Origin of the sequence: Pantoea sp. RSPAM1 (assembly GCF_038816185.1) — a bacterium.
Lineage (GTDB): Bacteria > Pseudomonadota > Gammaproteobacteria > Enterobacterales > Enterobacteriaceae > Pantoea > Pantoea ananatis.
The window spans coordinates 1483032-1498754 of record NZ_CP046137.1 but is presented as its reverse complement, the minus strand read 5'-3'; the positions used below and the strand labels follow the sequence as shown (position 1 = coordinate 1498754).

Below are 15723 nucleotides of genomic sequence, written 5' to 3'. Positions count from 1 at the left end.
TGTTCGCGCCTTTTAGAACGGGTTGGCTATTGCAAAGAAGGAAGAAGATCACCACTGCTTTTTTGACGATCGATACCCATGATGTCGAGCAGGTTATCGACGGCAGCGGCGTAACGGACGGTGGCGTCCCACCCGTCATAAAGCGCAGTGATTCGCGCGCTGTCGGCCTGAAACACATCCTGCTCAACGCTAAGCAGATCGTTCAGGCTGCGTTTACTGAGTCGGTACTCATCGGCATACACGTTGCGCGTATGTTCCGCGCTGGCTAACTGCGCCTCTCCCGCCAGCTGACGCTGCTGAGCACCGAGCATATCGGCGTAAGATGTGGAGGCGTTTTGATTAATCGTGAGTTTGGCTTGCTGTACCGCAGCCTGGGCGGCCAGCCGATCGCCCTCCGCTGACTGGGTTTTGGCATTGACGAGACCACCCTGATAGAGCGGCGCTTCTACCTGGAGCTGGACTTCGTCGTCCCAGTATGAGCGGGTATCGTTTTCGTAACGTGTCCGGCCAGCCTGAACCCTGATGCTGGGCCAGTGACCCGATTGCGCCTGACGGACCCGTTCGCGGGCGGCTTCCTGTTTGTATTGCGCACTGCGCACCGATGCGCTGTTTTCATAGGCGATTTTATCCAGGGTGATTTGCTGTTGTAACAGCGCCTGGGGCAGCTCGGGCAGCGTGGCAGGCACCACGCCAGTCAGGACGGTAAGCTGCGCGTTGGCAGAGCGCAGTTGGGCCAGATACTGTTCACGCGTGGCATGCATGGCGGCGATACGGGTTTCGGCCTGCAGCACATCCGACTGAGAGTTGAGTCCGGCATCTGCACGCATTTTGGCAATGTCGCGTACGTGCTCCAGCGAGGCGATATTCGTCTGTGCCGTGGCGGCAAGTGCCTGATAACGTTTGACTTCCAGATAAGACTGTAAGGCCTCTTTAGCCACCTGCGTCATGGCGTCAAATAACCCGAAACGGTAGGCATCTGACAGGGCATGCTGCTCGTCAATGGCACCGTTAGTGCGGCCAAAGTCATATAACAGCTGGCTGAGGGTGATTCCACCGGACCCATTGTTATTCAGACTGCCAGATGAGTCGGTTTGATGTGAGCGCCCCGCGGCCCCCTGAAGCGATATCTGGGGATACCAGGCACTTTGCGCGGCACTCAGATCGCCTTCACCAATATGAATCTGCGCCGCCGCCTCGGAAATTTTTGGGTTGCGTGCGAAGGCTCGAAGGATGGCTTCCCGCAGGGTCAAAATGGCGACCTGCTCTTCGCTGGGTGCGGCGCGCCAGTTGAACTCCGCTTTGGGTAAGGGGGCGGCAAATGCCGCGGGCAGGGCCAGGCCATTCAGAGCGTAAAAAAACAGGGCTAAACGCGCTTTGTTCATTATTCATACCAACAGGTTTTCTTGTGATCATTCGATGACGTCCTGGTGATTTCAGTATGTAAAAAAAGCAAGGCCGCGATAAGCATCACGCATTTTTTTGTTAATTTAATTAATGCTTTCAGTAAAGACCGCTAAGCGCGAGTTACTATTAATAGTACATACAGAGAAAGGGATCATGTTAAAAATCACCAATTATCAAATATATTTACTGAGAGGCGATTTTTTAGACAGATACTATTCCCCGCTACTGCTTAAGATAAAATAAACGACATCAATTTTAAAAAAGTCACATTGCTTATCATTGAGTGGCGAGCGGCTGTCAGTCGGGACACAGCACTCTCAGAGTCTGGAAGGTCTCGTGATGGTGATTAATGGGGCGGTTGTCAGGCAAGGCGGTATCCGAAGGCGACGATTACGCTTCCTGTCGAACCGGCGTTAATCTGCCCGTTACTCTGGGTCGGAACAGCGTTACACGAAGTCAAGATAAAACGGCCTGTTTCATCTATCCGCCAGTGGCCGGATGCCCTCACGGCGTGCTTACCCCTGCTGACACGTTGCCAGGAAGCGTGGCGGAATGTTGAAAGCCACGTTGCAGAAAAAAGCAGCGGAAGCTTGCGCAACCGCTGCTGTGGGTAAGTGTTTACCGTAAATATCGTATTTTACACGATGTGTACCTGCAGATTGTGTTGAATCAGAACATCGCCCAACGTGTTGTCATTGGCGAGTGCCGAGTTATGGTAGACCTCGTAGGACTGACCATTTACCATGCGTTCGCCACTGATTTCCCACGTGTCACCCTGGCCATTGACCAGCGTGACGAGGCTACCGTCAGCCCCTTTAATCACCAGATCATCGCTTTGCTGGTCAGTGATATTCAGCGCCTCGTTGAGATCCAGCTTCACCGCGTTCGTGCCGCTCTGGCCGAGATCGAGCACTTCAATGTTTTCCACTTTCAGCCCAAGATCGGTCAGATCCAACGTCAGATGATCGCCGTTCAGCACCAGCGTATCGGTTCCTGCACCGCCATCGATATGACTGAAGTTCAGATCGCTGACCACAACCGTATCGGCACCACTACTCCCATTTACCGATGCGCCTTCCACGGTGCTGCCATCCGCAAGCGTAATCACCACCCCGCCAATGCTGTAACTTTCGTCAACAGGCGTTTCTGTTACGGCGGCCGTTTCAGCAACTGCCGCCGCCGCGACGCCGGTATTGTCCTCCGGCACATTGACCGGCGCGGCCACATCGGCTTCGGTGGTCAGCGTTGAAGCCACATGCACCGTCGGCGTTGCCTCTTCGCTGGACTGCGTGTTGTGCTGCATATCATGGCCCGCCGCGGTTGCACTGTCGTCCACCAGCGAGAACAGCGCAACGGACTCGGTCGTTGACGCCGTGGTGATCGGCAACAACGCGCCTAATACTAGCGTATTGGTCGTGGTGTAGCTGTTGCCAGCCACATCCGTAATCGTGACCTTCGCCAGCGTATTGAGCGACAACAGCAGTCCCCCAACCGACAACAGCGCGGGGCTGAAGTTAGCCGCGTAGCGTCCGAGCGCATCCGTAGTGGTGTTAATCGTCGGCCCGTTGCTGCCGTTAGCCAGCAGCAGCGTAACGCTGACTTTTGACCCCTGCGCCGCATTCAGAGAGCCCCCCTGCACTGTCAGCCCGTTGATCAGCGATGACACCACACTCAACACAGGATCGACGCCCAGAAGCGGCTGATTGTGCGACAGCGCCGTGAAGCTGCTGGTAGCTGTGGTGCTGTTACCGCCCACGTCGGTGATAGTAACGGCTACAGAATGGCTGCCATCCGCAATGCTTTTCAGTGTGGCTGACGGCACACTGATACTCCAGGCACCGTTACTGCCAATCGTCGTGGTGAAAATGTTGCCCGCCACGTTGACGGAAACCTGCCCCCCAATCGCGTTACTGCTCGTCCCGCTAATGGTTTCTGCAACATTCGCCTCGGCAATATTCAGATAACCATCCCCACCAAAGTAGCTGTTGATGCCCGCCGTTGGCGTGGTCCGGCTGGCAACGCCCAGCGAAGCAGAGGCATTACCGCTGTTACCCAGGCCATTCGTCACGCTTGCCGTAACGGTATAGAGACCATCCGCGATCGCCGCAAGGTTAGACGCCGAAACCGGAAGGCTCCAGTTGCCGTTGCTGCTGACCGTGGTAGTAAAGGTCTGGCCGCCAATCGTCACCTGCACCAGCGACCCTTCCGCATTAGTCGCCGTACCGCTAATCGTCTGGGTGGTTTTCACATCGGTAACGCTTAATGCGTTATCACCAAACAATGAAGTAATGGTGACGGCAGGTGGGGTATTACTGATGACGGTCAGGCTGCCGCTGCCTGTCACGGTGTTGCCATTCACATCTGTGGCGCTCACCGCAACCGCTTTAAGGCCATCGCTGATGCCGGTTAAATCCCCTTTCGGCACGCTGATTGTCCAGTTGCCACCGCTGATTACCTTCGTTGAATAGGTAATGCCGTTGAGCGTAGCACTGACCGTCGCCCCGGCAGCCAGATTCGATGTTCCACTGATGGTCTGGTTAGAGGTCAGGTCCGCAGCGCTGAGGATGCCGTCACCAAACACGGTATTGACCGTCAGGGTGGGTTGAGTCAGCGCCAGCTGCACACCGCCGCTGGTGGAGGTGGTGTTACCCACGGCGTCGGTAACCGAGGCACTCACGGTAAAGTTACCGCCGAGCAGCGTAGCCAGAATGGCGGGGGAAACCGTGGCCGAGAAGGTGCCGTCGTTGTTAACGGTCGCCGTTGCCGTGGTATTACCAATCGCCAGCCTGACGGTACTGCCTGCGGCTACGCCGGTGGTGGTACCGCTGATGGTCTGGGTGACCAGCGACTCGGCAATATTCAAAATGCCGTCACCAAACAGTGGGTTGAGCGTGACTTTAGGTAAGGTATTAATTCCTACCGTTGCCGACGCCGTGCCACTGGTCGTATTCCCTGCCGCATCCGTGACGCTGACGCCGACCGTCAGCGTACCGTCCGTCAGGCCCTGGAGCAGCCTTGGCGTCAGTGACACAGCAAAGTTCCCGCTGGCGTCCGTTGCCGTCACAATTTGCTGGCCGCCAATCGTCACGACGACACGAGAACCGGCCTCTGCCCCGTTCACCACGCCACCAATCGTCTGCCCCAGTAACGCATCCGCGGCACTCAACAGGCCATCGCCAAACAGTGGACTGATCGTGAGGGTAGGCGCGATCGTATCGACACGAATACCGGCGCTGGTGGAGGCGGTGTTACCGGCCTGATCGGTGACCGTGGCACCAATCGTGAGATTTCCCTGCGTCAGAGTCCCTAAAATAGCCGGCGCAACCGTGGCGGTGAACGTGCCGTTGCTGCCGACCGTTGCCGTGACCTGGCTGTTCCCCATGTTCAGCGTGACCACCGAACCGGCAGCAACGTTATTTACCACGCCGCTGATGGTCTGGCTGGTGGCAATATCAACCAGGTTAAGCACGCCATCCCCAAACAGTGACGTCAGGCTGATGGTCGGCGTTTGTGTGAAGATACCAATGGTGGCGCTATTGCTGGCTACGTTACCGACGGCATCGGTGACAGTCACGCCCAGCGTCAGATTGCCATTAAGCAAGGAAGAGAGATCGCCGGACGGCAGCGTCACGCTCCAGTTGCCACCGGCCTGCACCGTGGTGTTATACGTCTTCGTCCCCAGGATAACGGTCACGCGTGAACCCACTGCCGCGTTCTCAATGATCCCGCCAATCTGTTGATCGACTGCGGCCTCGGCAATATTCAGCAGATTATCGCCGCCAAACAGGCCGGTCAGGTTATTCACGACCGGTACGGCATTCACGATGGCATTGACCGTTTCACCCACGCTGCGGCTGTTGCCTGCTGCATCGGTTAACGTCACGTTCAGGGCCAGTTCACCGTCGCTCAGCAGGCCGAGAACACTCGGGGGAACAATAATCGCCCACTTCCCGTCCTGGCCCACAGCGCTGGTCAGGGTGGTGCCGCCGATTGTGACTGCGACGGTTGCGCCTACGCCTGCAGAGGTAGCCGTACCGGTAATGGTCTGGGCAATCGTGGTGTCGATCGCGCTCAGCGTGCCATCACCAAAGACGGAATCCACTACCAGCGTCAAGGCGGCATTGACCACTTTGTTTACGGTAAGCGTGGCATCCGTCTGGTTGCCAGCCTGATCGTTAACGCGTACGCCAAAGACCAGCGCGCCGTCGTTGAGGCTGGACAGCACCTGCGGCGTGAGGTCAATGCTCCAGACGCCGTTAGCGCCAATGATTCCGGTGGCAACAGGGGCGCCATCGCCCACGTACAGGGAGATGGTTTGCCCCTCTTCCGCACCGGTTGTCCGGCCCGTTAATACCTGCCCGACAGCAATATCGGCGGCGTTAATCAGGTTATCGCCGAGGAAGGCGTCAATCTCAATCAGGGGGGCTGCGGTATCGACGTTAATGGTCCGGCTGGCACTGCCCACGTTACCGGCGGCATCGGTCAACTGCGCATTAATGGTCGTTTCACCGTTGGCCAACGCCTGCATATCACTGGCTGGCACGCTGGTAGACCAGGTGCCGTCGCCCTGCACGATCCCCGTGTAGGTTTTGCCATTCAGGGTTACCGTTACCGTACGTCCCGTTTCGCTGGTGTCCGCCGTACCGCTAATGATCTGACGCGTCGAACTTTCACTGGCGTTAACCACATCGTCACCCGTGAAGCTGTTAATCGTCAGTACCGGTGCCGTCAGGTCGATCTGAACGGTGCCGCTGGTGGTCACGGTATCCGTTCCGTCGGTGGCATTGACGGTAATCGTGACCGGGCCATCAGTGCTGCCAAAATCACTGACCGCTAAGGTTGTCGTCGTCCAGTTGCCGTTAGCATCAATCGTCGTGCTGTAATCCACGCCGTTGATCACGACGGTAACGACACCGGTGGCACCGAGATTTTGTGACGTTCCACTCACCACGACGCCACCTGCCTGCTGATCGACCGTGCTGATGATGTTATCACCCGATACGGTGCCCAGCGTGACCAGCGGTCCTGGTGGTGGTGTAAGATCAACTGACACCGTCAGATCCTGCGTGACCGGATTGCCCGCGAGGTCCCTGACGGCAAGCGTTAACGTGGTATCCGGTGCGACGAAGGTGCTCATTTGTTCTGGCGTCAGGGTCAGACTCCATGCACCGTTAGCACCGACAACCGCCGTACCTAATAGCGTGCCGTTATAGGTGACGGTTAACTCTGACCCGGTCTCCGCACCGTTGGCGATGCCGCTTAACACCTGAGGCTGAATACTCTCGGCATAATCCAGCCCATCATTACCTGCAAACGTCACACCGGTGATCGTTGGCGCCGTGGTGTCGATGACCAGGGATTCGGTGAGCGTCGTACTGTTACCGGCAGGATCGGTGACGGTAATGGCTAACGAATAGGTGCCATCGGTTAGGGCGCTCAGTTGCGCGTTACTCAACGGCAATGTCCAGCTTCCATCCGCCGCTATCTGGGCAGTGAAATCGGTGGTGCCGATAGTCACCACAACCTGTTGCCCGGCACCGGTTTCACCGGTATTGCCCGTCAGAGTGATACCGTTCTCGACGTCAGTGGCATTGACATAGCCGTTGCGTGGCAGCGGATCCACACTCGGGGCTGGCGGTGTCAGATCGGCGGTAAAATCAAACTGTGCCGTAGCCGGATTACCCGTTGCATCCACCACATTCACCGTCACGCTGTGCGGGCCACTTCCGATGGCATTCAACGCATTAGGTGGGATCGTGACGCTCCAGTTACCATTCGCATCAACGGTACCCGGATAGCGTGTTCCATCCAGATCCACGCTGATGCTTGCCGCCTGGTTTGCACCAAGGCTACCGGTCGTCCCGGTCAGCGTTACGCCAGCAGCAGCCTCGCTAATGTTCAGCACGTTATCACCACCAAACTGCAGGTCAGCAAAGGTGGGCACGGGAACGGTGACGGCGGTGACCACATTGAGCGTGGTGTTGTCGGTGTTGCCGGCAATATCCGTGGCGTTGACGGTAATAACATGACTGCCGTTGGGGATCTGCGCCATCTGCGCCGGCGTCAGGACCAGTGACCAGCTTCCGTCCGGCAGAACGGTTGCATTGAGTGGCAAATCGTTATTAAAGCCGCTAATGGTCACCGTGACTGTCTGGCCCTCGCCGCTGATACCTGTCGAGCCGGTCAGCGTCTGGTCTTGTGCCGCTTCAGCCGCATTCAGTGCTCCATCGCCGAACGGCAGAGTCAGGCTGACATCCGGCAGGGTTTGTATTGCCACCACAATGTTGCTGTTTATCGTGGCCGTATTGCCGTTGGTGTCCGTCATGGTTACCGCGACGGGCCAGTTACCGTCTGGCAGCGTCTGCAGTAATGCCGATGGCAGAGCCAGGGACCAGGTGCCATCACCGTTGAGCGTGGCGGCATAAGCCGTACCGTTGACGGTTACCGTAACGGAGGCGGCATTATCAATATTCAGATTGCCGCTCAGTGTGCCATCTGCCTGCGCCTCTATCGCGTTGATACGGCCATCACCAAATGGCGTATTCAGCGTCGGCGCGGGGATAGGTGCCGTGGCCGTCGTGAAGTCTTGCGTAACGGCAACAGAAGTATTCCCGGCCCGGTCAGTGGTGATCACGCTGATCGTGTGCGTTCCGTCTGCCAGACCGGCAATCACGTCGGGCGGCAGACTGGCGCTCCAGTTACCGTTCGCATCGACAGAGACGGTTAACGCCGTGCCGTCTACACTGACGCTGACGGTTTGTCCATCGCCAAACGGCGTAGTGCCGGTGATTAGCTGCACGGAGGCGGCTTCATTGGTATTAATCACATTATCGCCAAACAACGTGGCGGCTATCGTCGGATTGGCCGGTACGGTCACCAGAATCTCAACGCCTGCGCTGACTTCAGCCGGGTTGCCTGCCGCATCGCTGGCCGTCACCACCACCTGGGTCAGGCCATCAGGTAATGCATCGAGTGCGCCCGGCGCCAGCGTTAAGGTCCATGCACCATTGGCACCGACGGTCGTATTAAATGGCTGATCGCCGATCGTCACCACGATCGGGCTGCCCTCTGGCAGATTAGTCGCACTGCCGCTCAGGGTGAGCTCACCGGCCGCATCGGCCTGACTGACGATGCCATCACCAAACGGCGTATCCAGCGTCAGCTCTGGCAGTGTGCGGAAGGCCACATCCAGCGTGGTGCTGGTGTTGGTAGTGACATTGCCGCTGGCGTCCGTTGCGGTAATCGTCAGCGTCTGGAGCCCGTCATTGAGCTGCTGCAAATCCGCGGCGGGGATCGCCAGTGACCAGACACCATTCTCATCTGCACGGGTGGTGTAGGTGACCTGGTTCAGGACGACGGTGATCTGCGCGCCCGGATCGCTGTTGCCATTCACGGTCATATCCTGCAGCGACTCGGCCAGATTAAGCGATGTGCCTGCACTTAGGCTGATATCACTCAATACCGGTAATGTCGTGTCAATCGCAACATTGTGGTTAGCCAGGGCAGTATTACCTGCCACGTCATTTGCCGTGACGACAAAGGTCTGTTGCGAGCCGGAAGGCAGACCACTTAGAGCTGAAGACGGCACGGAGACCGTCCAGTTACCCGCCGCGTCAACGGTGCCGGTGTAGCCGACGTTGTTCAGCGTAACGGTCACTACCGTTCCCTCTGCCAGTTGCGTACTGCTGCCGCTGACATCCAGATCCGATCCGGCTTCAATGGCGTTGATAATGTCATCACTGGCGACCACATTCACGCTCAGGGTCGGCAGCGCCGCGTCACTGGCGATAACATTGAGGGTTGCGTCGCTGCTGGTCGGATTGCCTGCGCTGTCGGCGGCACTCACCACCACGCTCTGAGGCCCGTCCGGTAAGGCACTGACGTCAGCCTGTGGAATGGTCACCGTCCAGCGGCCATCTGCCTGCACTTCCCCAGTGTAGCTTTGCCCGTTGAGCAAAACGGTGATCACCTGACCCGCGGTCAAATTGGTACTGCCGCCGCTGATGGTTAAGTCCGCAGCCGCTTCGCCCTGGTTAAGGTAGTTATCCCCGCTGATGGCATCGAGTGTCAGTACCGGAAGCGACGCGCTGTCAGCGACCCGCGTCAGGGTCTGGGTGAGCGTGGTCTGGTTGCCTGCGGCATCGGTCAGCGTGACGTCCAGTGAGTAAGGGCCATCCGGTAAGCCCTGCATGACGCTGGCAGGTATCTCAAGAACCCAGGTGCCGTCAGACAAGACAAGGGTTTGATAGGTTTCGCCCTGAAGCGTCACCGTCACCGTTTGCCCTGCATCGGCCAGCGATGCAGTACCCGAAACGGGAATATTTTGCAGTATTTCCAGTGAGTTAATCAGATTATCACCGGTTACAGGATTCAGGCTGAGTTCCGGTGGGGTAAAGTCGACGATGATTGCGCTGCTCAAGCTGCCGCTGCTGCCTGTCGCATCGCTGACGGTGACGACAAGCGTATTCGCGCCTTCGGGCAAGGCCTGCAGGACGGTACTACTCAGCGTGACCGTCCAGTTGCCCTGAGCATCCACCGTGGCTGCATAGTCATTACCGCCTAGCGTGACGGTCACAATCTGGCCTGCGCCGGTCAGCCCTGTCGTGCCTGTCAGCGTTTGTTCACTGGCTGCCTCAATCTGCCCCAGATAGCTGTCGGCAAAGGGCGTATCAATGCTTATCGCTAATGTACCGGTCGCCACGGTAATATCACGGGTTTCAGTTGAAAGGTTACCCGCAGGATCGCTGACGCTCACCGTCAGGGTATAACTGCCCGCTACGACGTCTGCCAGGGTGCCTGCGGGCAGCGCAAAGCTCCAGTTGCCGTCAGCGCCTACCGTGGTGTTCCATACCTGTTTATTCAGGACGATGGTCACAATCTGCCCTTCACCCGCATCGCTGCTGCCGCTCAGGACGATCGGCGCCGTGCTTTCAGCGGCGTCTACGATATTGTCACCGGCGACGGGATCAAGCGTCAGGGTCGGTGGTGTGAGGTCAAGATTAACGTTACCGCTTACCTCGCGGCTGTTCCCTGCCGCGTCCGTGACCGTGACGGTATAGCTCGTGTTGCCTTCATTTAGTGCGACTAAGGCATTGGCAGGAAGACTCACTCGCCAGTTGCCATTTCCGTCTACCGTACCGGTATAAACGTTGCCGCCCAGGGAAACGCTCACGGTCTGGCCCACACCGCTTACGCCGGTCGTTCCGCTCAGCTGCTGTACGCTGGAAATATCCGTGGCATTCAGGATCCCGTCGCCGAAGGCCGTGATCACCACAGGATTGGGAACATTGTTAATCGCGACATTGAGCGTGCCTGAACTGCTCAGCGCCGCGCCCGTGGTATCCGTCGTCGTTACCGTTAAGGTCGCAGGGCCATCCGTGAGGGCTGCCAGAGCGGATGGTGGGACAATCACGCTCCATGTACCGCCAGCAGAGACCACGGCGGTGTAAGTGACATTATTAAACTGCAGCGTGACAGTGCTGTCTGGTGCCACATTGACGGTGGTTCCCGTAATGATTAACGGTTCTCCCGCCTCGCTGGCATTCAGGAAGTTATCTCCGCTTATCGTATCAAGTGCCACACCGGAAGCATTACTGTTGACCGTCAACGCAAGATCCGTCGAGGTGGTATTGCCTGCGGCATCGCTCACGGCAACCGTATAGGTGGCGCTACCATCAGCCAGAGTCGACAGAACGGAAGCAGGAACCGTGAGGCGCCACGATCCGTCCGCCAGGACGGTACCGCTAAACACATCACTGCCCACGGTCAGCGTCACAACCTGCCCCGCCTCCACGTTGGTGGTGGTGCCCGACAGTTCCTGATTGACCTGACGTTCAGCGCCGTCTACCAGATTGTCACCGGCAAATGGGTTCAGGGTCAGCGTGGGTAATGAAGCCGCATCGGCTTTCACCGTCAGGCTGCTGGTGTTCGTTGTGATATTGCCCGCTGTGTCGGTAGCGGTGATGGTCAGGGGATAGCTGCCGTTGGTCAGACCGTTCAGTGCCGCAGCCGGTACTTCCAGCGTCCAGCTACCGTCCGGATTGGCGGTGGTGCTGACGCTGGTTCCGTTAATGTTGACTACGATAACGGCATTACCTTCGCTGTTACCGCTCAGGACCAGGGGCTGCTGAAGTTCAACGGCATTAAGAACGCCATCGCCAGACGGTGTTGCTACCGTCAGGACTGGCGGTAAGGTATCAACCGTTACGTTGCCGGCGGCATTACTGGTGTTGCCGGCAATGTCGGTAAGGGTAACCGTATAAGGCACCGATCCTTGTGGCAGGGTTGAGAGCACCGCTGAAGGAATGTTCACCTGCCAGTTACCGGTGTTATCGACAATACCGTTGTAGTTGACGCCATTGAGCGTAACCACCACGCGCTGGCCTTCCCCGGTTACGCCACTGTTGCCGGTGATGGCACCGCCCGCTGCCGCTTCACTGCCGTTCAGTACGCCATCGACAAACGCATTGCCCGGTGTCGCAACCGGTAAATCAGTCGCCACAACGTTGATATTCGAGGTGCTGGTTGCCAGCGTATTGCCGTCCCCATCGGTAATGGTGGTGGTCACAGGAAGCGCGCCGTTGGGTAAGCCAACGAGGCTGCCCGCTGGCAGCGTCACCGTCCAGGTGCCATCCGCGCCTACCGTACCGGTGTAGCTGTTACCGTTAACGGTGACGTTAACAATGCTGCCAGCCGGGATATTGCTGGTGCTACCGCTGAGCACGACCTCACTGGCCACGTCATCGGCATTAAGATAATTGTTGTTTCCTGCCGGAGCCAGGGCAACGCTGCTTCCTGTTGCGTCAACCTGGAAGGTCAGTTCGGTGCTGGTGGTATTACCTGCGGCATTCACCACGGTGACGGCCAGAGCCTGGCTGCCCTGAGCCAGCGTTGCCAGTGCTACGGGTGGTATAACAATGCTCCAGTTACCGCTGGCTTCTACCGTACCGGTATAGGTTATGCCGTTAATGGTAACGCTAACTTGCTGTCCGGCCTCTACGTTTGTTGAAGTACCGGTGAGCGTTTGTGGCAGTTTTTGTTCTGAGCCATCCAGTACGCCATCACCCGCAAAGGTGCCGCTGTTCACACTCAATGTTGGCTGCACTTCTGGTGCCGTTGCGACGTTCAGTTCGCTGGTGAACGTCGTCTGACTGCCATTGGCGTTGGTAATGGTGACGGTAAAAGGATTTCTACCCGAGGGTAACGCGGCCAAATCGGACTGATCGATAAGCAATGACCAGCGTCCATTGGTGCTGACCAGCGTGCGGTAGAATCTGCCGTTAAGTGACATCGTGACCTGATCGCCATTTTGCCCGGTACCGCTCAATATCAGCGGCTGTGTCAGATCGCTTACGCTGAGCGTATTGTCACCGCTCACGGGATCCACACCTAATGAAGGCGGTTGCGTATCAACATTGATCGTGCTGGTCTGGGTCACCACATTCCCGGCCTGATCGATCGCGCTCACCACAAGCGGATTATTGCCCTGTGGCAGTGCAGCCAGATCGGCCGCAGGTATAGTCACACTCCAGCTTCCGTCATTATTGACTGGCAGGTCATAGATTTTACCGCCGAGCTGAACCTGTACCTGCTGGCCAGCCCCGGTGACGCCGGTATTACCGCTTAAAACCTGATCGCTGCTGCTTTCGATATTATTGAGAATACCGTCACTTAGCGAGCCGCTGTCAAGCGAGATAGCAGGCAGCGTAGTGGCCTGCAGGGTCATATCGGCGGTGTTGGACAGCAGATTACCATTGGCATCCACGGTGCTGATGGTGATTTGTTTCACCCCATCACTGACGCCACTGAAGGCACCGGACGGAATGATGACGGACCACAGTCCATTGGCATCAACGGTGCCGGTGTAATCGACACCATTGAAGTTCACAACGACCTGCTGCCCCTGGGCCACCCCTGCGACCGATCCTTTTACGGTCAATCCTTGTGCGACTTCCTGAGCGTTAATGAAACCGTCGCCGCCCAGCGGCTGCGTGATAACCAGTGTACCTGTTGCACCTGCTGGCGCTTCGACGGTAAACGGTTGACTGTCTGTCGCATTGTTACCTGCGCTGTTCGTCACACTTGCGTCGATGGTGGCCGCTCCCGCCGCTAACCCAGCAAGCGCTACCGACGGCACGATCAGGCTCCAGCTGCCGTCCGGCCCGACTGTGGTGGTGTAGGTCTGGCCGCCCAGCGTCACGGTGACGGTCTGGCCCGCCTCCACATTGCTGGTGGTCCCGGAGACCAGCTGATCGCTGGTCTTCTCGCTGTTGTCCAGGACGTTGTCACCCGCAAAGTCATTCACCGTTATCGTCGGTGGGCCGGGAGGAGTAACGGGCGCGTCAACCGTAATCACCTGCTCAGCACTGGCCGCCGTTCCCGCCGCGTTGCTCACGGTCACGCTGAGCGTGGTGGTGCCCGCGGCCAGCGCGGTCAGCGCCGCCGACGGCACGCTCAGGCTCCAGCTGCCGTCCGGCCCGACTGTGGTGGTATAGGTCTGGCCGCCCAGCGTCACGGTGACGGTCTGGCCCGCCTCCACGTTGCTGGTGGTGCCGGAGACCAGCTGATCGCTGGTCTTCTCGCTGTTGTCCAGGACGTTGTCACCGGCAAAAGGATTAACGGTCAGGGTCGGTGCGCCCGGCGTGGTAACCGGCGCATCAACCGTAATCACCTGCTCAGCACTGGCCGCCGTTCCCGCCGCATTGCTCACGGTCACGCTGAGCGTGGTGGTGCCCGCGGCCAGCGCGGTCAGCGCCGCCGACGGCACGCTCAGGCTCCAGCTGCCGTCCGGCCCGACTGTGGTGGTGTAGGTCTGGCCGCCCAGCGTCACGGTGACGGTCTGGCCCGCCTCCACGTTGCTGGTGGTGCCGGAGACCAGCTGATCGCTGGCCTTCTCGCTGTTGTCCAGGACGTTGTCACCGGCAAAGGGATTAACGGTCAGGGTCGGTGCGCCCGGCGTGGTTACCGGCGCGTCGACCGTAATCACCTGCTCAGCACTCGCCGCCGTTCCCGCCGCATTGCTCACGGTCACGCTGAGCGTGGTGGTGCCCGCGGCCAGCGCGGTCAGCGCCGCCGACGGCACGCTCAGGCTCCAGCTGCCGTCCGGCCCGACTGTGGTGGTATAGGTCTGGCCGCCCAGCGTCACGGTGACGGTCTGGCCCGCCTCCACGTTGCTGGTGGTGCCGGAGACCAGCTGATCGCTGGCCTTCTCGCTGTTGTCCAGGACGTTGTCACCGGCAAAGGGATTAACGGTCAGGGTCGGTGTTGCTGGCGTTCCAGGCGTTCCCGGTGCTGCCGGTGTGTCACCGCCTCCGCCTCCGCCGCGACTGGTGCCCAGTGCTACACCCGCCAGTCCCAACAGGCCAACACCACTCGCCGTCATCAGGCCGGTAGAAATATTGCTGTTATCAGCCAGCAGGAGCGGCTCCACGTTATCCAGTGACTCAAAACCGGGCGTCATGGATGTCGTCGCTAAATCTGTTGCGCCTGCCGTTGTCGGAAAGAGTGCATGCTCTGGTGGGTTCACGCCATCATCAAAGACCAGTTCACTGTGGTCACCTGCGGCATCGTCGAGGAAGAATTTTTTATAGCGAACGGTGCTTCCGTCACGCATCTGGACGATGAGATCGTCGCCCTGACGTTGGTATTGTACGACAGCCTCACGCGTACCATTAATGCGTACTACGCTCGGTTCATTAAGAGTGATTGTTTGCGTTAAGCCGCCGTCGACCTGAGACGTAAGCGTACCATTTGCACGAGAAATGATATCGACGCGACTTTGAGTGAGTTCTGCCATCTTAAGCCTTCTCCACCATAATATCTAATAAGCTGAAATGAAAAACATAAAAATAAGTTATGATTTTCATTGGCGTTTTTTCATGCTGCATGTTGAAAAACGTTTCAACCTGGTGGAGGCAACTTAAGCAAACAGACTAATAAAAGGGCTGGCCTGCAAGTAATGATGTTTTTTTCTAAAACCTTTAGTAATCGATGCTCACAAATGGCAACATCGTGCAATCAATATTTAACTGACTGCGTTTAAAAATCAATCATAAGATGCAGTTTTATTTATGAATTAATGAAAATAACATTAGCAATTTTTGTTATTTAACGTGGAGGGAAAGGGCGGAATACATGTTTTTTCGTGTCAAAACATTGCTAAATATTTCCAGTAAATTGCAAAAGTGCCGGAAAAATCTCTGTTTTTTTGCTTTCTGGGTTGCTGCACGATACTCAAATTCAGCTAAGCAATTCACATCACTAAACTGTGATGCAGATCGTTCCTGAAAGAGGGCCGGTGCGGGAGTTCACCCGCGGGTT

At 57.6% G+C, this 15723-nt stretch carries 2 protein-coding genes; both read right to left on the bottom strand.

Annotated elements, in window-relative coordinates; all coding sequences use genetic code 11:
• Positions 1 to 26: 26 nt before the first annotated feature.
• Positions 27 to 1382, bottom strand: a complete 1356-nt coding sequence (locus GKC68_RS07595) for a TolC family outer membrane protein (protein WP_028724954.1) — start codon at positions 1380 to 1382, stop codon at positions 27 to 29.
• A 659-nt stretch (positions 1383 to 2041) separates the two neighbouring features.
• On the bottom strand, positions 2042 to 15199 hold the full coding sequence (locus GKC68_RS07590) for an Ig-like domain-containing protein (protein ID WP_342656727.1): 13158 nt from the start codon (positions 15197 to 15199) through the stop codon (positions 2042 to 2044).
• Positions 15200 to 15723: the final 524 nt, after the last annotated feature.

Excerpts from the sequence above, each read along its gene's own strand:
- GKC68_RS07595 (WP_028724954.1), bottom strand. The coding sequence starts at position 1,382 with ATGAACAAAGCGCGTTTAGCCCTGTTTTTTTACGCTCTGAATGGCCTG.
- GKC68_RS07590 (WP_342656727.1), bottom strand. The coding sequence starts at position 15,199 with ATGGCAGAACTCACTCAAAGTCGCGTCGATATCATTTCTCGTGCAAAT.